Origin of the sequence: Burkholderia sp. GbtcB21 (assembly GCF_019091065.1) — a bacterium.
GTDB lineage: Bacteria > Pseudomonadota > Gammaproteobacteria > Burkholderiales > Burkholderiaceae > Burkholderia > Burkholderia pyrrocinia_C.
In genome coordinates this window covers 93,634-112,667 of the sequence record NZ_JAGXKA010000009.1, presented here as the reverse complement: position 1 = coordinate 112,667, position 19,034 = coordinate 93,634, and the positions used below count along the sequence as shown (strand labels likewise).

The 19,034-nt window shown below is 63.7% G+C and carries 17 protein-coding genes; 1 reads left to right on the top strand and 16 read right to left on the bottom strand.

The genetic code is table 11. The features are described from left to right. Positions 1 to 113: 113 nt before the first annotated feature. Positions 114 to 1,208, bottom strand: a complete 1,095-nt coding sequence (gene hemE, locus KVT39_RS20995; protein WP_368858932.1) for a uroporphyrinogen decarboxylase — start codon at positions 1,206 to 1,208, stop codon at positions 114 to 116. A 149-nt stretch (positions 1,209 to 1,357) separates the two neighbouring features. Between hemE and KVT39_RS20990 the strand changes: the two genes are divergently transcribed. Beyond that, complete coding sequence (locus tag KVT39_RS20990) at positions 1,358 to 2,158, top strand: transporter substrate-binding domain-containing protein (protein ID WP_217590107.1); 801 nt, start codon at positions 1,358 to 1,360, stop codon at positions 2,156 to 2,158. A 728-nt stretch (positions 2,159 to 2,886) separates the two neighbouring features. On the opposite strand, the gene KVT39_RS20985 is transcribed toward KVT39_RS20990, so the two are convergent. The 15 genes from KVT39_RS20985 to mnmG form a co-directional block, all read right to left on the bottom strand. Continuing rightward, positions 2,887 to 4,614 (bottom strand): AMP-binding protein, encoded by a 1,728-nt coding sequence (locus KVT39_RS20985; RefSeq protein WP_217590106.1) that lies wholly within the window; start codon positions 4,612 to 4,614, stop codon positions 2,887 to 2,889. A 243-nt stretch (positions 4,615 to 4,857) separates the two neighbouring features. After that, positions 4,858 to 5,283 carry a F0F1 ATP synthase subunit epsilon gene (locus KVT39_RS20980; RefSeq protein ID WP_006477288.1) on the bottom strand — a complete coding sequence of 142 codons (426 nt, stop codon included), beginning with the start codon at positions 5,281 to 5,283 and terminating at the stop codon, positions 4,858 to 4,860. 240 nt (positions 5,284 to 5,523) lie between these two features. Further along, positions 5,524 to 6,918: a F0F1 ATP synthase subunit beta gene (gene atpD, locus KVT39_RS20975; protein WP_034183838.1), complete on the bottom strand. Its 1,395-nt coding sequence runs from the start codon at positions 6,916 to 6,918 to the stop codon at positions 5,524 to 5,526. A 65-nt stretch (positions 6,919 to 6,983) separates the two neighbouring features. Continuing rightward, positions 6,984 to 7,859: a F0F1 ATP synthase subunit gamma gene (atpG, locus tag KVT39_RS20970; RefSeq protein WP_034183837.1), complete on the bottom strand. Its 876-nt coding sequence runs from the start codon at positions 7,857 to 7,859 to the stop codon at positions 6,984 to 6,986. Between the two features lie 69 nt (positions 7,860 to 7,928). Next, positions 7,929 to 9,470, bottom strand: a complete 1,542-nt coding sequence (gene atpA / locus KVT39_RS20965; RefSeq protein ID WP_034183836.1) for a F0F1 ATP synthase subunit alpha — start codon at positions 9,468 to 9,470, stop codon at positions 7,929 to 7,931. Between the two features lie 44 nt (positions 9,471 to 9,514). Then, positions 9,515 to 10,054 (bottom strand): F0F1 ATP synthase subunit delta, encoded by a 540-nt coding sequence (locus tag KVT39_RS20960; RefSeq protein ID WP_034183835.1) that lies wholly within the window; start codon positions 10,052 to 10,054, stop codon positions 9,515 to 9,517. 2 nt (positions 10,055 to 10,056) lie between these two features. Beyond that, complete coding sequence (locus KVT39_RS20955; RefSeq protein ID WP_006751767.1) at positions 10,057 to 10,527, bottom strand: F0F1 ATP synthase subunit B; 471 nt, start codon at positions 10,525 to 10,527, stop codon at positions 10,057 to 10,059. 129 nt (positions 10,528 to 10,656) lie between these two features. After that, positions 10,657 to 10,926: a F0F1 ATP synthase subunit C gene (gene atpE, locus KVT39_RS20950; RefSeq protein WP_006482730.1), complete on the bottom strand. Its 270-nt coding sequence runs from the start codon at positions 10,924 to 10,926 to the stop codon at positions 10,657 to 10,659. Between the two features lie 75 nt (positions 10,927 to 11,001). Continuing rightward, positions 11,002 to 11,853, bottom strand: coding sequence for a F0F1 ATP synthase subunit A (gene atpB, locus KVT39_RS20945; protein WP_034183834.1), 852 nt, complete (start codon positions 11,851 to 11,853; stop codon positions 11,002 to 11,004). 109 nt (positions 11,854 to 11,962) lie between these two features. Then, positions 11,963 to 12,487 (bottom strand): ATP synthase subunit I, encoded by a 525-nt coding sequence (locus KVT39_RS20940; protein ID WP_034183833.1) that lies wholly within the window; start codon positions 12,485 to 12,487, stop codon positions 11,963 to 11,965. Positions 12,488 to 13,053: 566 nt separating this feature from the next. Continuing rightward, a complete protein-coding gene (locus tag KVT39_RS20935) occupies positions 13,054 to 14,184 on the bottom strand; it encodes an SLC13 family permease (protein ID WP_034183832.1) in 1,131 nt (376 codons plus the stop codon). A 10-nt stretch (positions 14,185 to 14,194) separates the two neighbouring features. After that, positions 14,195 to 15,088, bottom strand: coding sequence for a ParB/RepB/Spo0J family partition protein (locus KVT39_RS20930; protein WP_034183983.1), 894 nt, complete (start codon positions 15,086 to 15,088; stop codon positions 14,195 to 14,197). Between the two features lie 31 nt (positions 15,089 to 15,119). Next, positions 15,120 to 15,899 (bottom strand): ParA family protein, encoded by a 780-nt coding sequence (locus KVT39_RS20925; protein ID WP_034183831.1) that lies wholly within the window; start codon positions 15,897 to 15,899, stop codon positions 15,120 to 15,122. Positions 15,900 to 15,949: 50 nt separating this feature from the next. Further along, positions 15,950 to 16,636, bottom strand: a complete 687-nt coding sequence (rsmG, locus tag KVT39_RS20920; RefSeq protein ID WP_105390374.1) for a 16S rRNA (guanine(527)-N(7))-methyltransferase RsmG — start codon at positions 16,634 to 16,636, stop codon at positions 15,950 to 15,952. Beyond that, complete coding sequence (gene mnmG, locus KVT39_RS20915; protein WP_217590105.1) at positions 16,633 to 18,603, bottom strand: tRNA uridine-5-carboxymethylaminomethyl(34) synthesis enzyme MnmG; 1,971 nt, start codon at positions 18,601 to 18,603, stop codon at positions 16,633 to 16,635. Before mnmG ends, rsmG begins: the two co-directional genes overlap by 4 nt. Positions 18,604 to 19,034 lie beyond the last annotated feature (431 nt).

Below are 19,034 nucleotides of genomic sequence, written 5' to 3'. Positions count from 1 at the left end.
TATAAGTCAAGTCTTGACAAGCAACGAATCGGCAACCGGTACGGGGTTGCGCCCTGTTTAGCGCCGGCAGCGAAACGCTGTCACCCCGCAGTGCAGCATGACAGCGCTTGCGTTCAGCCGGCGGCTCCGCTACGGATCGCGCGGCTGTGGTTATGTACCTCGTCGACGAGTTCGGCGACGTGATCGGGCGACGTGAATTGCGAGATGCCGTGCCCGAGGTTGAATACGTGGCCCGGGTGGTTGCCGTAGCTGTCGAGCACCGCGCGCGCCTGTTCGCGCACCGCGGCCGGCGGCGCAAACAGGATCGTCGGGTCGAGGTTGCCCTGCAGCGCGACGCGCCCCGCGACGCGCTCGCGCGCGGCACCGAGGTTGACCGTCCAGTCGAGCCCGACCGCGTCGACACCGGTCGACGCGATTTCCTCCAGCCACAGCCCGCCGCCCTTCGTGAACGTGATCACCGGCACGCGCTCGCCGTCATGCTCGCGCTTGAGCTGCGAGACCACGCGACGGATGTAGTCGAGCGAAAAGCGCTGGTATGCGCCGTCCGCCAGTGCGCCGCCCCACGTGTCGAAAATCATCACGGCCTGCGCGCCCGCTTCGATCTGCGCGTTCAGGTACGCGGCCACCGCCTGCGCGTTCACGTCGAGGATCCGGTGCATCAGGTCGGGGCGCGAATACGCCATCGACTTCACCGTGCGGAAATCGTCCGAGCCGCCGCCTTCGACCATGTAGCACGCGAGCGTCCAGGGGCTGCCCGAGAAGCCGATCAGCGGCACGCGCTGGCGACCCTGGCCGTCGGTCAGCGCGCGGCGGATCTCGCGCACGGCGCCGGTCACGTAGCCGAGCGTGGCTTCGATGTCCGGCACCGCGAGCTTCGCGACGTCGGCCTCGGTGCGCACCGGATGCGCAAACTTCGGCCCTTCGCCGACCTGGAAGTCGAGGCCGAGCCCCATTGCGTCCGGAATCGTCAGGATGTCCGAGAACAGGATCGCGGCGTCGAGCGGGAAACGCTCGAGCGGCTGCAGCGTCACCTCGGTCGCGTAGTCGGGATTCTTCGCGAGGCCGAGGAAGCTGCCGGCGCGCGCGCGCGTCGCGTTGTATTCGGGCAGGTAGCGGCCGGCCTGGCGCATCAGCCAGATCGGCGTGTAGTCGGTCGGCTCGCGCAGAAGCGCACGCAGGAAGGTGTCGTTGAGCAGGTTATGGGCCACGGTAGGAGCGACGATGCGAAGGCAAAGCGGCATTTTACCGGACAGCCGGCGTCAGGCTGCGCATGCCGATGCGATGGCGGCCATATGACGCGCGCGATGGCTCCGTTATGATCGGACGCTCATATCGAACCGAACGAAGGAGGAGACCGATGAAGACATTCGCCACGCTCGCCGCGGCCGCATTGCTTTGCTGCGCCGCCGCGCACGCGCAGACCGGCGCGGGCAGCGCCCCTGCCGCACCGGGCGCCGGCTCGCGGCTCGACGACGTGCTCGCGCGCGGCGCGCTGCGCGTCTGCACGACGGGCGACTACAAGCCGTATTCGTACTACCGCGCGGACGGCCGCTTCGAGGGCATCGACATCGACATGGCCGAATCGCTCGCGAAGTCGCTCGGCGTGAAGGCCGACTACGTGAAGACGAGCTGGTCGAACCTGACCGGCGATTTCGTCGCGAAATGCGACGTCGCGGTGGGCGGCATATCGACGACGCTCGAGCGCCAGAAGCGCGTGTTCTTCACGCAGCCGTACGTCGTCGACGGCAAGACGCCGATCGTGCGCTGCGCGGACGCCGACAAATACCAGACCGTCGCGCAGATCGACCGGCCCGAAACACGCGTGATCGTGAACCCGGGCGGCACCAACGAACGTTTCGCGAAGCAGTACTTCACGCACGCGAACCTGACCGTCTATCCGGACAACGTGACGATCTTCAAGCAGATCCTCGCGGGCAAGGCGGACGTGATGGTGACGGATGCGTCCGAGACGCAGCTGCAGCAAAAACTGAATCCGGGGCTGTGCTCGGTTCATCCGGACAAGCCGTTCCAGTTCGGCGAGAAGGCGTACATGGTGCCGCGCGGCGATGTCGCGTTCCAGCAGTACGTCGACCAGTGGTTGCATCTCGCACTGTCGACCGGCGAATACCAGGCGATTTCGGACAAGTGGCTGAAGTAAGCGCGCATGTTTTGCGGCGGCCGATGACGGGCACCGACCCCGTGGCCGCTGCCCGCTGAAATCGCTGCGCGGCGGCGGCCGGCCTGCCGCGGTTACACATCGCCACCTTGCCCCGGCGCTCCGCGGCCGCGCGAAATCACCCGAATCGGCCAAACGGCCGACTTCCACACATCCCGATCACGTTTCAAAATCTTTCTGACGAATGAATCGTCATGCGCGGTATCTGCCGCGCGGTGCGTTTTCTCACGTGTAAATCGGCAATTCATCGCGCCCGATACGCGTGAAAAACGCGCCGTATGCATATGATGAAAACGCTGCGGAAAATATGGGTAAAAATGACCTTTTTCAGGACCCCGAAAACAGCAAAAAATCCCGGAAAGCCTTATCTGGCGGGCGTTACAACCTGAAACACTTTGTTACCGCGATGGGTCGGTAATTCGCCCACAATGGCCTCAACGGTTTCAACACGGATGCGGTCTCGTGTGCCAAGTGTGAGCGGACGCGAAGCGCTGCGAGCCAGTCGGTCACGTACCGAAGCCCTTCCCAGGGGCATCCCTGTTGGAGTCGTTTCCGGCCCCCCGCCGGACTCGGTTTCATCTTTGGTCTCCTCGCGCTAACCCCGTAGCGTGTGGTTTTTAGCGGGCTAATAAGCCCGCTTTTTTTCGTCCATCGAAAACGCAACGGCCCGCAGGCCGCCGCGTTTTTCCGCCGCCGGGCCGCAGGCCAACTTACGCGGTCTTCTGCACGTCGAGCTTCAGTTCCTCGATCATCCGGTCGCGCATCACGAATTTCTGCACCTTGCCCGTCACTGTCATCGGCAGCTCGTCGACGAAGCGGATATAGCGCGGAATCTTGTAGTGCGCGATCTGCCCGTTGCAGAACGCGCGCACGTCGTCCTCGGTCATCTGCTCGTCCGCGCGCAGCACGATCCACGCGCACAGCTCCTCGCCGTATTTTGCATCGGGCACGCCGAACACCTGCGCGCTCTGGATCTTCGGATGCCGAAACAGGAATTCCTCGATCTCGCGCGGATAGACGTTCTCGCCGCCGCGAATCACCATGTCCTTCAGCCGGCCGACGATGTTGCAGTAGCCGTCCGCGTCGAGCGTCGCGAGATCGCCCGTATGCATCCAGCCGTCGACCAGCACCTCGCGCGTCTTCGCGTCGTCGTCCCAGTAGCCGAGCATCACCGAGTAGCCCTTCGTGCACAGCTCGCCCGTCGCGCCGACCGGCACGATGTCGCCGCTCGGATCGACGATCTTCACTTCGAGATGCGGCTGGATGCGGCCGACCGTCGTCGTGCGTTTCTCGAGCGGATCGTCGGTCGAGCTCTGGAACGACACCGGGCTCGTCTCCGTCATCCCGTATGCGATCGTGATCTCCGACAGGTGCATCTGCGATACGACGCGCTTCATCGTCTCGATCGGGCACGGCGAGCCGGCCATGATCCCCGTGCGCAGCGTCGACAGGTCGAATGTCGGGAACTCGGGATGATCGAGCTCGGCGATGAACATCGTCGGCACGCCGTGCAGCGCGGTGCAGCGTTCGTCGGCCACGGCCGCGAGCGTCGCGACCGGGTCGAATGCTTCGCCCGGGAACACCATCGCCGCGCCCGTCGATACGCACGCGAGTACCGCGAGCACCATCCCGAAGCAGTGATACAGCGGCACGGGGATGCAAAGCGAATCCTGCTCGGTGAAGCGCATTGCCATCGCGATCGAGCGCGCGTTGTTGACGACGTTGCGATGCGTGAGCGTCGCGCCCTTCGGGCTGCCCGTCGTGCCGCTCGTGAACTGGATGTTGATCGCGTCGGTGGACTCGAGCGTCGCGCCGATCGCATCGAGCAGCGCGGGGTCGACGGCCTGGCGGCCGCGTGTCATCACGTCCGCGAAACGGAACATGCCGGCCGGCGCGACGTCGCCCATCGACACGACCGTGCGCAGGCTAGGCACGCGTGCCGCCTGCAGGTCGCCCGGCATCGCGGTCGCGAGCTCCGGCGCGATGGTCTGCAGCATCTCGACATACGCCGACGACTTGAAGCGCTCGGCCGCGATCACGGCCTTGCAGCCGACCTTGTTCAGCGCGTATTCGAGTTCCGACAGCCGGTAGGCCGGGTTGATGTTGACGAGCACCGCGCCGATACGCGCGGTCGCAAACTGCGTGAGCAGCCATTCGCTGCGGTTCGGCGACCAGATGCCGACGCGGTCGCCCTTCACGATCCCGAGCGCGGCGAGGCCGGCCGCGAGCACGTCGACCTCGTCCGCGAATTCGCGCCAGGTCCAGCGCACCTGCTGCTCGCGGAACACGACCGCCGGACGGTCGGGAAAGCGGCCGGCGGTATCGCGCAGGAACCTGCCGATCGTCGCTTCGGATAGCGGCACGTCGGTCGCGCCGCGCACGTACGACAGTCCGTTTTCGGGCGCGATCAGCGCCCCCACGCCAAGGTCTGCTGCCATGAATGTCTCCGTCTTTTTTGTCTGATCGGACCGCGGGCGCTTGCTGCGCCCGCCTCCGTCGCCATACTCGCGACGGGCGGCCTGACTGCGGATGATGACGCGCTCCGCTGACGACACTCTGACATCAATTCGCGGCGGACGGATGAAATAGCACGACCGGACGAAACACCGCGGCACGCGAAGGACAGGCGAAAAAAAAGCAGCCCGAAGGCTGCTTTCCTTTCGCGGGATACGCGGCGCGGCTCAGTGCCGGCTGCGGATCTTCGCCAGACGCTGGATCGCCTCGAGCTGCGCCATCGCGGTCGCGAGCTCGGATTGCGCCTTCGCGAGGTCGAGATCCGACTTCGCGTTCTGCAGCGTTTCCTCGGCACGCTTGCGCGCTTCCTCGGCTTTCGCCGCGTCGAGGTCCTTGCCGCGGATCGCGGTATCGGCGAGCACCGTCACGGCGCCCGGCTGCACTTCGAGAATGCCGCCCGCGACGAACACGAATTCGTCGTTGCCGCCCTCGACTTCGATGCGCACCGCACCCGGACGAATCCGCGTGATCAGCGGCGTGTGGCCCGGCAGAATACCCAGCTCACCCGTTTCGCCCGGCAGCGCGACGAATTTCGCCTCGCCCGAGAAGATCTGCTCTTCCGCGCTGACGACGTCTACTTTGATGGTTGCCATATCGACTCCTGTCGACGGGAGTTAGCGCTTTAGCGCTTACTCCCGTCCCATGCCGCGGTTGGCAAGAGTTGGCGCTTCAGCGTCTACTCTTGCCCCGCGGCGGTCGACCGGAGTTAGTGCTTCAGCACTTACTCCCGCCCCATGCCGCGGTTGGCAAGAGTTAGCGCTTCAGCGCTTGCTCTTGCCCTGCGGCGGTCGACGGGAGTTAGCGCTTCAGCGCTTACTCCGATCACATGACCCTTACTGGATCTTCTTGGCCTTTTCGAAGGCTTCGTCGATCGTGCCGACCATGTAGAACGCCTGTTCCGGCAGGTGGTCGCACTCGCCGTCGACGATCATCTTGAAGCCGCGGATCGTTTCCTTCAGCGGCACGTACTTGCCCGGCGAGCCCGTGAACACTTCAGCAACGTGGAACGGCTGCGACAGGAAACGCTGGATCTTACGTGCGCGCGCGACCGACAGCTTGTCTTCCGGCGACAGTTCGTCCATGCCCAGAATCGCGATGATGTCGCGCAGTTCCTTGTAGCGCTGCAGCGTCTGCTGAACGCGACGGGTGATCGAGTAGTGCTCTTCACCGATCACGTTCGGGTCGATCTGGCGCGACGTCGAGTCGAGCGGGTCGACCGCCGGGTAGATACCCAGCGAAGCGATGTCACGCGACAGAACGACGGTTGCGTCCAAGTGGCCGAAGGTCGTAGCCGGCGACGGGTCGGTCAAGTCGTCCGCAGGGACGTACACGGCCTGGACCGACGTAATCGAGCCCTTCTTGGTCGACGTGATGCGCTCTTGCAGCTTGCCCATTTCTTCAGCCAGCGTCGGCTGATAGCCCACTGCCGACGGCATACGGCCGAGCAGTGCCGACACTTCGGTACCGGCCAGCGTGAAACGGTAGATGTTGTCGACGAAGAACAGCACGTCGAGGCCTTCGTCACGGAAGTGCTCGGCCATCGTCAGGCCGGTCAGCGCGACGCGCAGACGGTTGCCCGGCGGCTCGTTCATCTGGCCGTACACCAGCGCGACCTTGTCGAGAACGTTCGAGTCCTTCATTTCGTGGTAGAAGTCGTTCCCTTCACGGGTACGCTCGCCCACGCCCGCGAACACGGAGTAACCGCCGTGTTCCTTCGCGATGTTGTTGATGAGCTCCATCATGTTGACGGTCTTGCCCACGCCAGCACCGCCGAACAGGCCAACCTTGCCGCCCTTTGCGAACGGGCAGATCAGGTCGATGACCTTGATACCCGTTTCGAGCAGTTCGGTCGACGGCGACAGTTCGTCGAACGCCGGAGCCTTCTGGTGGATCGAGCGCGTGTGTTCGCTCACGATCGGGCCGGCTTCGTCGATCGGACGGCCGAGCACGTCCATGATCCGGCCGAGGGTCGGCTTGCCGACCGGCACCGAGATCGGATTTGCCGTGTTCTTCACGGTCAGACCGCGGCGCAGGCCGTCGGATGCACCCAGACAAATGGTGCGGACCACGCCGTCGCCCAGCTGCTGCTGGACTTCGAGCGTCAGTTCCGAGCCATCGAGAATAAGCGCGTCGTAGATCTTCGGCATGCTGTCGCGCGGGAATTCCACGTCGATAACGGCGCCGATGCACTGTACGATCTTGCCTTCTACCAAAGCAGCAGTACTCATCGCTTTTCCTTTAAATACCTGATTCTTTACTCGCGCAAAGGCGCAGTTGTCGTCCGGGCGCGCGCTTAAACAGCGGCTGCGCCGCCGACGATCTCCGACAGTTCTTTCGTAATCGCGGCCTGACGGCTCTTGTTGTACACGAGCTGCAGTTCGCTGATCACCGTCTTCGCGTTGTCGGACGCGGCCTTCATCGCGACCATCCGCGCCGATTGCTCGGACGCCATGTTCTCCGCGACGGCCTGGTACACCAGCGCCTCGACGTAACGCACGAGCAGTTCGTCGACGACTGCCTGCGCGTCCGGCTCGTAGATGTAGTCCCACGACGTGGCCGGCGTACCGTCGTCGGCCTCGAAGTGCTCCGACGACAGCGGCAGCAGCTGCTCGATCACGGCTTCCTGCTTCATCGTGTTGACGAAGCGCGTGTAAGCGATATAAACCGCCGACAGCTTGCCTTCCGAGTACAGGTCGAGCTGCGTCTTCACCGCGCCGATCAGCTTGTCCAGATGCGGGGTGTCGCCGAGGTGCACGACCTGCGACATCACCTTCGCGCCGAAGCGGTTCAGGAACCCGAGGCCCTTGCTACCGATCGCGGTGGCTTCGACCTTCTGGCCCTTCTCTTCCAGCTCCTTGAACTTCTGCACCGTCGCACGCAGCACGTTGGTGTTCAGACCACCGCACAGACCCTTGTCCGTCGTGACGAGGATGATGCCGGCCGTGTTCGTGCCGTCGTTCGCCACCATGAACGGGTGACGGTACTCCGGGTTCGCACGGCTCATGTGCGCGGCGATGGCACGGACCTTGTCCGCGTACGGACGAGCAGCGCGCATGCGTTCCTGCGCGCGGCGCATCTTCGATGCGGCCACCATCTCCATCGCCTTCGTGATCTTGCGCGTGTTCTGCACGCTCTTGATCTTGCCGCGAATTTCCTTCATTCCAGCCATAGCTTGCTCCTTGACCGAAGCGGCGCGGGCGCATCAGCACCCGCGCGGCCTCAGTGTGTCACTCGCGGATCAATAGGCACCGGACTTCTTGAAGGATTCGATCGCCGAGCGCAGTGCGCCTTCGTCGTCCTTCGAGAGATCCTTGGTGTCTTCGATGCGCTTGATGAGGTCAGCGTTGCTGGTCTTCAGGCTTTCGCGCAGGCCCTTCTCGAACGGCAGCACTTGCTTCACGTCGAGGTCGTCGAGGTAGCCGTTGTTCGCGGCGTACAGCGACACGGCCAGTTCCCACACCTGCAGCGGCTGGTACTGCGGCTGCTTCAGCAGTTCCGTCACGCGGCGGCCGCGCTCGAGCTGCTTGCGGGTCGCTTCGTCGAGGTCCGATGCGAACTGCGCGAATGCGGCCAGTTCACGGTACTGCGCGAGGTCGGTACGGATACCGCCCGACAGCTTCTTCACGACCTTCGTCTGAGCGGCGCCACCGACTCGCGACACCGACACGCCGGCGTTGATTGCCGGGCGGATGCCTGCGTTGAACAGGTCGGTTTCCAGGAAGATCTGGCCGTCGGTAATCGAGATCACGTTCGTCGGAACGAACGCGGTCACGTCGCCTGCCTGCGTTTCGATGACCGGCAGTGCCGTCAGCGAACCGCTCTTGCCCTTCACTTCGCCGTTCGTGAACTTCTCGACGTACTCTTCCGACACGCGAGCCGCACGCTCCAGCAGACGCGAGTGCAGATAGAACACGTCGCCCGGGTACGCTTCACGGCCCGGCGGGCGGCGCAGCAGCAGCGAGATCTGACGGTATGCCCAAGCCTGCTTGGTCAAGTCGTCATAAATGATCAGCGCGTCCTGGCCGCGGTCGCGGAAGTATTCGCCCATCGTGCAGCCGGCGTACGGTGCCAGATACTGCATTGCTGCGGAATCCGATGCCGTGGCGGCGACGACGATCGTGTATTCCATCGCGCCCGTTTCTTCGAGCTTGCGAACCACGTTCATGATCGACGAAGCCTTCTGGCCGATCGCGACGTAGATACAGATCAGGTCCTTGCCCTTCTGGTTGATGATCGCGTCGAGCGCCACCGCGGTCTTGCCGCACTGACGGTCGCCGATGATCAGCTCACGCTGGCCACGGCCGATCGGCACCATCGCGTCGATCGACTTGATGCCCGTCTGCACCGGCTGCGACACCGACTTGCGCCAGATCACGCCCGGGGCGATCTTTTCGATCGCGTCGGTCAGCTTCGCGTTGACCGGGCCCTTGCCGTCGATCGGGTTGCCGAGCGCATCGACCACGCGGCCGACGAGTTCCGGGCCGACCGGGACTTCCAGAATGCGACCCGTCGTCTTGACGACGTCACCTTCCGAGATGTGTTCGTATTCGCCGAGAATCACCGCGCCGACCGAGTCGCGCTCGAGGTTCAGCGCGAGGCCGAACGTGTTGCCCGGAAACTCGAGCATTTCGCCCTGCATCACGTCCGACAGGCCGTGGATACGCACGATACCGTCGGTCACGGAGATCACGGTGCCCTGGTTGCGAACGTCTGCGCTCGCTTCAAGGCCCTGGATCCGGCTCTTGATCAGCTCGCTGATCTCAGAGGGATTGAGTTGCATTATTCGCTCCTGATAGTCAATTCTGTTGCGTGCCGGCGTGGCGCTCAGGCGGTCAAGGCAGCCTGCATCGATGCGAGGCGCGCGCGAACCGAGGTGTCGAGCACTTCGTCGCCGACCGTCACGCGCACGCCGCCGATCAGCGACGAATCGACTTCGACCGTCGGTTTCAGCTTGCGCTTGAACTTGCGTTCGAGGCCCGAGACGAGACTTTCGAGATCCGCGCCGTTCAGCGGGAACGCGCTCACGATCTCGGCGTCGGCAGCACCTTCACGTTCGTTCTTGAGCGCCTCGAACTGCTCGGCAATTTCCGGCAGCAGCGCGATGCGATGATTGTCGACCAGCATCTGCACGAAGTTCTTCGCTTCGGCGCCGGCCACGAGCGGCGACTTCACCGCAGCAAGCAGCAGCTCGGCTACTTGCGTGCGCGTCACCTTCGGGCTCGACGCGACCGACAGTACTTCCGGCAGACGCGCAACCTGGGCCAGCTCTTGCACGAGCGTGGACCAGGCGGCGATGTCACCGCCCTCGGCCACGCGGAACAGCGCTTCTGCGTAAGGGCGGGCGATGGTTGCAAGTTCGGCCATGATCAGAGCTCGGCTTTCAGTTGATTCAGCAGTTGGGCGTGGGCCGTTTGATCGACTTCGCGCTTCAGGATCTGCTCGGCGCCCTTCACGGCCAGCGAGGCGACTTCGCCACGCAGCGCTTCGCGCGCCTTCACGATTTGCTGTTCTGCTTCCGCCTTCGCCTGGGCGACGATGCGGGCGGCTTCAGCCTGGGCGTTGGCCTTGATTTCCTCGGCGACCGCCTGGGCACGCTTTTCAGCGTCGGCGATGCGCTGCTGGCCGTCGTTGCGGGCCTGCGCGAGTTCCTGGTCCACGCGCTTGTGCGCTGCGTCGAGTTCCGCCTTGCCCTTCTCCGCGGCGGCGAGGCCGTCGGCGATCTTCTTCGAACGTTCGTCGAGGGCGTTGATCAACGGCGGCCACACGAACTTCATCGTGAACCACGCGAGGACCAGGAACACGACCATTTGCGCAAACAGAGTTGCGTTGAGATTCACGGTGTTTCCTTATCTGCTATTCCGGAAAAATGAAACGGTAAGGCGCTCATCGAGTTGCATTCGATCAGCGCCCCAAGTCTCCGTTCCGCCCTGCGCCGGCTCACGCCGGACGCAAATTTCCGAGGAACCTTAGCCTGCGAGCTTCGACAGGAGCGGGTTCGCGAACGCGAACAGCATTGCGACACCAACGCCGATCAGGAATGCAGCGTCGATCAGACCAGCCAGCAGGAACATCTTCGTTTGCAGCGGGTTGATGAGTTCCGGCTGACGTGCGCAGGCTTCAATGTACTTGCCACCCATCAGCGCGATACCGATACAGGCGCCGATTGCACCCAGGCCGATGATGATGCCGATACCGATGGCGGTCAGACCCTGGATGTTGGCGATGTAAGCTTGCATGATCACTCCTTTGTGAAAAGACTTGGAACTGAGATTTAAAAAACTAAAACGAAGACTCTTTCTTGCACGCCGCGCTTAGTGCGTGTCGTGCGCCTGGCCGAGATACACCAGCGTCAGCATCATGAAAATGAATGCCTGCAACAGAACAATCAGGATGTGGAAGATTGCCCAGACGCTACCCGCGATCACGTGACCAACGAAGCCGAGGAACGTTGCGTCGCCACCGAAGCTCCACATGCTGCCGAGCAGGGCGATCAACAGGAACAACAGCTCACCCGCGTACATGTTGCCGAACAGCCGCATACCGAGGGAGACGGTCTTCGCGAGATATTCGACGATGTTGAGCGCGAGGTTCGGGATCCACAGCAGCGGGTGGGCACCGAACGGGGCCGACAGCAGCTCATGCACAAAGCCGCCCGCGCCCTTGATCTTGATGCTGTAGTAGATCATCAGGACGAACACGCCGAGCGCGATGCCGAGCGTGCCGTTCAGGTCGGCCGTCGGGACGATGCGATGGTGGGAAATCACGTCCGACAGACCGAGCAGGCCGATGACGCGGCCCGGCAGGTCGACCGGGAGAAAGTCGAGGGAGTTCATCAGCGCGACCCACACGAACACCGTAAGGGCGAGCGGAGCGATGAAGGTGCGATTGCCGTGGACGATGGCCTTCGACTGGTCTTCGACCATTTCGACGAGCATCTCGATCGCGCACTGGAAACGGCCCGGCACGCCCGACGTCGCCTTGCGGGCGGCCAGACGCAGCAGGAGGATCGTCACGATGCCGCATACGATCGACCAGAACAGCGTGTCGAGATTCCAGACGTGGATGTCGAAAATCGACGTCTGATGCGAGGTGGAGAAATTCTGCAAGTGGTGCGCAATGTACTCGGACGGATCCGGACCGCGCGTGCCTTCGCTAGCTGCCATATCGTTAATGCCACCCAAATTGTCGAAAATCGTTTTGCCTGTTCCGCAACACGCTATTGCGGGAACGGGCCGGTGCGGTTCGTTGTCGAAACCGCACGCTGCTTGTTGCTTACCGCCAGGCCAGTGCGATCCAGTACGTCTTCAGCACGACGAGGTACGTGACGAGGAACGGCACCCAGTGCACGCCGGCCCAGCCGAACGCCACTGCTGCGAACATCCCGATCGTCAGGCCGAGCTTCAGGGCTTCGCCCATCACCCAGCTCATCACGGTGGCCGAACCACCTGCCTTCAGTCGTGCCACGAACAGCGCACTTGGTACCCAGCCGATCGCTCCACCCAGAAACGCGGATTGCGCAGCGGCGCCCGGCGACTTCGAAAACAGCCACCACGCCAGCGTTGCAACCAGGGACAAGACCACTTGCGCGATCACCACCTTGTATGGGGTCACGCGCGAGGGCTTGCTCACGTCCGGGCCGAACAGCCTCTCGGCTTCTGCCCGCGTGAGCGGAACGATGTTGTTATCTTGTTGCTCGGCATCCCAGTCATCGTCGGATTCGCGCCGCTCGCCGGCCGCCGAAGCGGTGCGTTGCGTGCGCTGATCATCGTGCCTGTCGTCCGGCGCCTGACCCGCCATCGCAATCTTCCGCAAAATCCTTGAACCCGGCCCCAAGCTTTCCGAAAGCTTTCAGGGGTGCCTAGCTAACAAATCCGGGCGATTGTAAGCGATAGTTGCAAGTGATTCAAGGCTTTAGACGCGACAAAAACCTGCGTAAAACGACGCCTCATCATGTGAAAAACACGCGATTCGACGACGTACGATGACAGTTGTAAGGTCGAATTTTTGCACCGGTATTTCTTGCTCGAAAAATGTCCGGTGATGGTAGATGGCGTGGAAGCGATGCCCGACGCGGGCTCGAACGAAGCGGCACGATCGCCGTCGAAAAACCGCTGTGAAGCAGCTGCCCGGAACGACTCGGCCCGACACCCGGGACAAGCAAAACACTGTGGCCGGTCAACCGTGCCCGATGCACGAAATTCGATCGGATGCCGACGCGTCGAATCATCCAATCAGTTGTCGCACCACCACAGGCGATCGACTGTGAATCGCAGCCCTTATCAACAGCCTCGCAATCATCGCGAACGTCGCGCCCCCTCCCCGCCACTCGAACGGCACGCCGGTGCCGCACGCATCCGCAACGCTCAACCGTGCACGAGCAGCCACGCGCCGAGTGCCGCGCTCACGAGCGCGAACGGAATCGAGACCAGGTGGAACGGCAGCCACATGCGCGGCTCCTTCGCGAGACGCACCGCGATCAGGTTCGCGAGCGAACCGATCGCGAAACCGAAACCGCCGACCGATACGCCGAACGCGAGCGCACGCCAGTCGTGCGTGAATTCCGATAGCAGGATCGCGGCCGGCACGTTGCTGATCCCTTGCGACAGGACGGCACCGGCCGCAAATACGCGCAGCGGCGAATCGAGACGCGCATGCGCAATCGCGTCGTGAACGACGGGCAGCGCAGCCGCGCTGCGCAGCACCACGAACATCAGTACGAAGATCAGCAGCAGCAGCCAGTCGATCTTCAGGACTGCGTCACGTTTTACGACGAACAGCACGATCGCGACCGCCACCAGACCCGGCAGCGGATGGTGCGCATCGGCGAGCAGCACGAATGCCGCGAACAGCACCGCGGCGATCAGCGCGTGCATGCGCTGCACGGGCAATGCGACGACGTCGCCGGACAGGTCGAGCGGTTTTGCGCGAAACGCGCACGCGGTCAGCGCGAGCAGCAGCGCCATCAGCGCGATCGCGAGCGGCCCGAGCGTGACCACGAATCGGCCGAACGACATGCCGCTCAATTGCCACAGGAATAGATTCTGAGGATTGCCGAGCGGCGTCGCGACGGACCCCGCGTTGACGGCCAGCGCGACGACAATCACGAGCCGCCGGAACGGCAGCGGCGTCAGCGCACGCAACGACACCATCAACGGCACGACGACGAACAGCGCGACGTCGTTGGTCAGCCACATCGACAGCACCGCCGCGAACACGACGAGCAGCATCGCGAGCCCGCGCTCGGAATGCACGTGATGCACGATGCGGTGCGCGAGCCACATCAGGCAGCCGGACAACTCGAGCGCCTTGGTCAGCATCAGCAGGCCCGCGAGCGTCGCGACCGTCTGCCAGTCGACGCGGCCGGCGAGTACGGAAAATGGTTGCGGACGCACCCATTGCAGCACGATCAGGCCAAGCACGAGCACCGATAGCACGGGCTCCTGCGCAAGCCATCCGAGCCACCGGCGCGGCGCCGGTGCGCCCGTCTCAGTCATCGCCAACTCGTTACTCTTCGGTCGCTACGTTGCCGCGCAGCCGCGCGAGAATGCCCTCGAGCGCATCGAGGTTGCCGAAGTCGATCATCACCTGCCCTCGCCCGCGGCGGCCGAGCTTGATCTTCACCGTCGACGCGAGCAGGTCAGACAACTCCTCCTCGAGACGGCGCGTGTCGCGGCCGCCGTCGTCCTTCGCGCGAGCCTTCACGGCCGGCGCTTCCTTCGTCGTATGTGCGACGAGCTTCTCGGTTTCGCGCACCGACATGCGCTTGTTGACGACCTGATGGGCGAGCGTGATCTGCGTTGCCGCATCGACCGCGAGCAGCGCGCGCGCGTGCCCCATGTCGAGATCGCCGGCCAGCAGCATCGTCTGCACCGGCGAAGCGAGGTTCAGCAGGCGCAGCAGGTTCGATACCGCGCTGCGCGAACGGCCAACCGATTCGGCCGCCTGTTCGTGCGTGAAACCGAACTCGTCGAGCAGACGCTGGATGCCGTGCGCCTCTTCGAGCGGGTTCAGATCCTCGCGCTGGATGTTCTCGATCAGCGCCATCGCCGCGGCGGCCTGATCGGACACATCCTTCACGAGCACCGGCACTTCGTCGAGGCCTGCCAGGCGCGCCGCGCGGAAACGCCGCTCGCCCGCGATGATCTCGTATTTGTCTGATGAAATAGGCCGTACCAGGATCGGCTGCATCACGCCCTGCGCGCGAATGCTTGCCGCCAGCTCCTGCAGGCTGCCTTCGTCCATCCGCGTCCGCGGCTGGTACTTGCCGGCCTGCAGCTTGCCGAGCGCGAGCGTGTTCGGTGCGCCTTCGATCTTCACCGCTTCGGTGATATCGGCGCTGCCGCCGAGCAGCGCTTCGAGGCCACGTCCCAAGCCCTTCTTCTTTGGTACCGCGTTCATGTCTTTCTTCCTCGCTTCGCTCATGTCCGGATCACGACACCTCGAACGCGCGAACGCGTTCGATCATCTCGGCACCGAACTGCAGATACGCTTGCGCACCGCGCGAGCTGCGGTCGAACACGACGCCCGGCAGCCCGTAACTCGGCGCTTCCGCCAGGCGCACGTTGCGCGGAATCACCGCGTCGAACACCTTGTCACCGAAGTGCGCTTTCAGTTGATCGGAGACTTGCTGCTGCAGCGTGATGCGCGGATCGAACATCACGCGCAGCAAGCCGATGATCTTCAGGTCGCGGTTCATGTTCGCGTGAACCTGCTTGATCGTATTGACGAGGTCCGACAACCCTTCCAGTGCGAAGTATTCGCACTGCATCGGGATCACGACGCCATGCGCCGCGCACAGCCCGTTCAGCGTCAGCAGCGACAGCGTCGGCGGGCAATCGATCAGCACGAAGTCGTAGTCGTCGGCCACGTGCTCGAGCGCCGCCTTCAGCCGGCGCTCGCGGTTGTCGATGCTGATCAGTTCGATCTCGGCACCGGACAGCTCGCGGTTCGCGGGCAGCACGTCGTAGGTGACGCCTTCCGGACGCACGCGTGCATCGGTCACGGACACGCCGTCGACCAGCACCTCGTACACGGTCGATTCGCACGCGGCCTTGTCGATCCCGCTGCCCATCGTCGCGTTGCCCTGCGGGTCGAGATCGATCAGCAGGACTCGTTGCTCCTGCGCTGCAAGGCTTGCGGCGAGATTGACCGATGTCGTCGTCTTGCCGACGCCCCCCTTCTGGTTCGCAACGCAGAAGATCTTTGCCATCGTTGGTGTGTTCCCTTTACCTTCAAACAAACGGCGCGTACCGCGCGCCTTCATTTCGCTTCGTCGACGGCCACTTCGATCAGATGCCGCTCGGCATCGAGCATCGGCACCGTCAGCCGCATCGTCTGCTTCACACGGCTGCCTTCCGGCAACCGTGCAATCTCGTCGTCCGGGTGTACGCCCTTCATTGCCCAAATCGATCCGCCCGGCGCGACCAGATGTCGAGCAAGTTTAACGAAGTCGGACAGATCAGCGAAGGCGCGGGATACGATCATGTCGAATTTTTCCGGCACTTCGACGCCCGGCTGCAGCGATTCGACCCGCCCGGTGACCACCGACAGGTTCGCGAGCTTCAGCTCCGCGCGCATCTGCGTCTGGAATGCCGACTTCTTCTGCACGATATCGTTCAGCGTGACCTGCCAGTCCGGCTCGACGATCGCCAGCACGATCCCGGGCAACCCGCCGCCCGAGCCGACGTCGAGCACGCGGGCCGACGCGCGGCCACGCAGATGCGGGACGATCGAAAGCGAATCGAGGATGTGCTGGATCAGCATCTGCTTCGGGTCGCGGATCGCGGTCAGGTTGTAGACCGCGTTCCACTTGCCGAGCAGCGCGACATAGTCGAGCAACTGGTTGCGTTGTGCATCCGTCAGGGTGAGGCCGAGCGCCGTCGTGCCGTCGACGAGCATCTGTTCCAGTACGTCCCGATTAACCGCCGGCGCGCGACGCGCCGTCATTGTTGCGTCGGGACGGCGCCGTCCCCCTGCTCCGTTGCCTCTGCGGCAGTGCCATTACGGCGGCCGAGGCCGCGGCGCTTCAGGTGCACCATCAGCAGCGAGATCGCCGCCGGCGTGACGCCCGAAATGCGCGACGCCTGCCCGATCGTTTCCGGCCGGAACTCGTTGAGCTTCTGACTCACCTCGAACGACAGGCCGCGCACTTCGCGGTAATCGATACCGTCCGGCAGACGCGTGCTCTCGTTCGCGTCGTTGCGTTCGATCTCGGATGCCTGACGCTCGATATAACCCTGATACTTGATGCCGATCTCGACCTGCTCCTTGATCTGTTCGAGCAGCACCGGATCGTCGGCGAGCGGCTCGGCCGGGCCGCATTCGCCGCCTCTCAGGCCGCACACGCCGTCGTAGCTGACGCCTGGACGGCGCAGCAGTTCGGCGAGGCTGTATTCATGATCGATCGCCTTGCCGAGCAGCGCGGTCGCCTCTTCCGGCGGCAGCGTCTTCGGCGTGACCCACGTCGATTTCAGGCGTTCGGTTTCACGTGAAACAGCGTCGCGTTTCCGGCTGAATGCGTCCCAACGCACGTCGTCGACGAGGCCCAGTTCGCGGCCGATCTCGGTCAGGCGCATGTCGGCGTTGTCTTCACGCAGGCTCAAGCGATATTCGGCGCGGCTCGTGAACATCCGGTACGGCTCGGCCACACCGCGCGTCACGAGATCGTCGACCAGCACGCCAAGGTATGCCTGGTCGCGGCGCGGGCACCATGCGTCCTTCTCCTGCACGTAGCGGCCCGCGTTGAGGCCGGCCAGCAGGCCTTGCGCGGCCGCTTCTTCATAGCCGGTCGTGCCGTTGATCTGGCCCGCAAAGAACAGCCCGTTGATCGCCTTCGTCTCGAGCGATGCCTTCAGTGCGCGCGGGTCGAAGTAGTCGTACTCGATCGCGTAGCCGGGGCGCAGGATATGCGCATTCTCGAGGCCGCGCATCGAATGCACGAGTTCGAGCTGGACGTCGAACGGCAGGCTCGTCGAGATCCCGTTCGGGTAGAACTCGTTGGTCGTCAGCCCTTCCGGCTCGAGGAAGATCTGGTGCGATTCCTTCGATGCGAACCGGTGGATCTTGTCTTCGATCGACGGGCAATAACGCGGCCCGACGCCTTCGATCACGCCTGTATACATAGGCGAACGGTCGAGGCCGCCGCGAATGATGTCGTGCGTGCGCTCGTTCGTGTGCGTGACCCAGCACGGCAACTGCTGCGGATGCTGCTCTGCACGGCCCAGGAACGAGAACACGGGGATCGGATCGAGGTCGCCCGGCTGCTCGTCCAGCTTCGAGAAGTCGATCGTGCGGCCGTCGATACGCGGCGGCGTACCGGTCTTCAGGCGGCCCTGCGGCAGCTTCAGCTCCTTCAGGCGCGACGACAGCGACACGGCCGCCGGATCGCCCGCGCGACCGCCCGTGTAGTTGTTCAGGCCGACGTGGATCTTGCCGTCGAGGAACGTACCGGCCGTCAGCACGACCGCGCGAGCGCGGAAGCGGATGCCGATCTGCGTGACGGCGCCCACCACGCGGTCGCCCTCGACCATCAGGTCGTCGACGGCCTGCTGGAACAGCCACAGATTCGGCTGGTTCTCGAGCCGGTAGCGGATCGCGGCCTTGTACAGGATGCGGTCGGCCTGTGCACGCGTCGCACGCACGGCCGGGCCCTTCGACGAATTGAGGATCCGGAACTGAATACCGCTCTCGTCCGTCGCCGCGGCCATCGCGCCGCCCAGGGCGTCGACTTCCTTGACCAGATGGCCCTTGCCAATGCCGCCGATCGACGGATTGCAGCTCATCTGCCCGAGCGTTTCGATGTTGTGGGTCAGCAGCAGCGTCTTCGCGCCCATTCGGGCGGACGCCAGCGCCGCTTCCGTGCCGGCATGACCGCCACCGACGACGATGACGTCAAATTCTGTGGGAAAAAGCATGGTGGATTCCGTACGCAGGGCTGCGCACGAACCTATCAGAGAAATGTATGGGCCGAATTATAGCGGGTTCGCTTTTCACTCGAAGACCGTCCGAATGGTAGGGTCCGTTCATTTAGTCGTTTTTTCGACTGTGGATGGATGAATTCGTGGGGTCGCGCCTTCTGCAGCAAGGCTCTCGGCCGGAATGGCGCACATCGTCGTGGCTGTGCAAAAAACAGATCAGCGTGGAAATGGCCCGCAGAGGACAGACCGACATCGATTCCTGTGGCCGGCGCGACAACCCCTTGGCGCCAGATCCTGTGCCCTCGCCTCCTCACAGACTTCCCTGTTATTGGTCCGGCACTTATCCCCCGAGATTCGACACGTCGTCAGCCTGTGCAGAGACCCATGCGCCAGGAATCTGTGGACACATTACCCACCGCCACCACACA

Bases quoted from the DNA above. Each gene is read 5' to 3' on its own strand.
- KVT39_RS20990 (WP_217590107.1), top strand. From the start codon at position 1,358: ATGAAGACATTCGCCACGCTCGCCGCGGCCGCATTGCTTTGCTGCGCC.
- KVT39_RS20985 (WP_217590106.1), bottom strand. From the start codon at position 4,614: ATGGCAGCAGACCTTGGCGTGGGGGCGCTGATCGCGCCCGAAAACGGA.
- KVT39_RS20980 (WP_006477288.1), bottom strand. From the start codon at position 5,283: ATGGCAACCATCAAAGTAGACGTCGTCAGCGCGGAAGAGCAGATCTTC.
- atpD (WP_034183838.1), bottom strand. From the start codon at position 6,918: ATGAGTACTGCTGCTTTGGTAGAAGGCAAGATCGTACAGTGCATCGGC.
- atpG (WP_034183837.1), bottom strand. From the start codon at position 7,859: ATGGCTGGAATGAAGGAAATTCGCGGCAAGATCAAGAGCGTGCAGAAC.
- atpA (WP_034183836.1), bottom strand. From the start codon at position 9,470: ATGCAACTCAATCCCTCTGAGATCAGCGAGCTGATCAAGAGCCGGATC.
- KVT39_RS20960 (WP_034183835.1), bottom strand. From the start codon at position 10,054: ATGGCCGAACTTGCAACCATCGCCCGCCCTTACGCAGAAGCGCTGTTC.
- atpE (WP_006482730.1), bottom strand. From the start codon at position 10,926: ATGCAAGCTTACATCGCCAACATCCAGGGTCTGACCGCCATCGGTATC.
- atpB (WP_034183834.1), bottom strand. From the start codon at position 11,853: ATGGCAGCTAGCGAAGGCACGCGCGGTCCGGATCCGTCCGAGTACATT.
- KVT39_RS20940 (WP_034183833.1), bottom strand. From the start codon at position 12,487: ATGGCGGGTCAGGCGCCGGACGACAGGCACGATGATCAGCGCACGCAA.
- KVT39_RS20935 (WP_034183832.1), bottom strand. From the start codon at position 14,184: ATGACTGAGACGGGCGCACCGGCGCCGCGCCGGTGGCTCGGATGGCTT.
- KVT39_RS20930 (WP_034183983.1), bottom strand. From the start codon at position 15,088: ATGAACGCGGTACCAAAGAAGAAGGGCTTGGGACGTGGCCTCGAAGCG.
- KVT39_RS20925 (WP_034183831.1), bottom strand. From the start codon at position 15,899: ATGGCAAAGATCTTCTGCGTTGCGAACCAGAAGGGGGGCGTCGGCAAG.
- rsmG (WP_105390374.1), bottom strand. From the start codon at position 16,636: ATGACGGCGCGTCGCGCGCCGGCGGTTAATCGGGACGTACTGGAACAG.
- mnmG (WP_217590105.1), bottom strand. From the start codon at position 18,603: ATGCTTTTTCCCACAGAATTTGACGTCATCGTCGTCGGTGGCGGTCAT.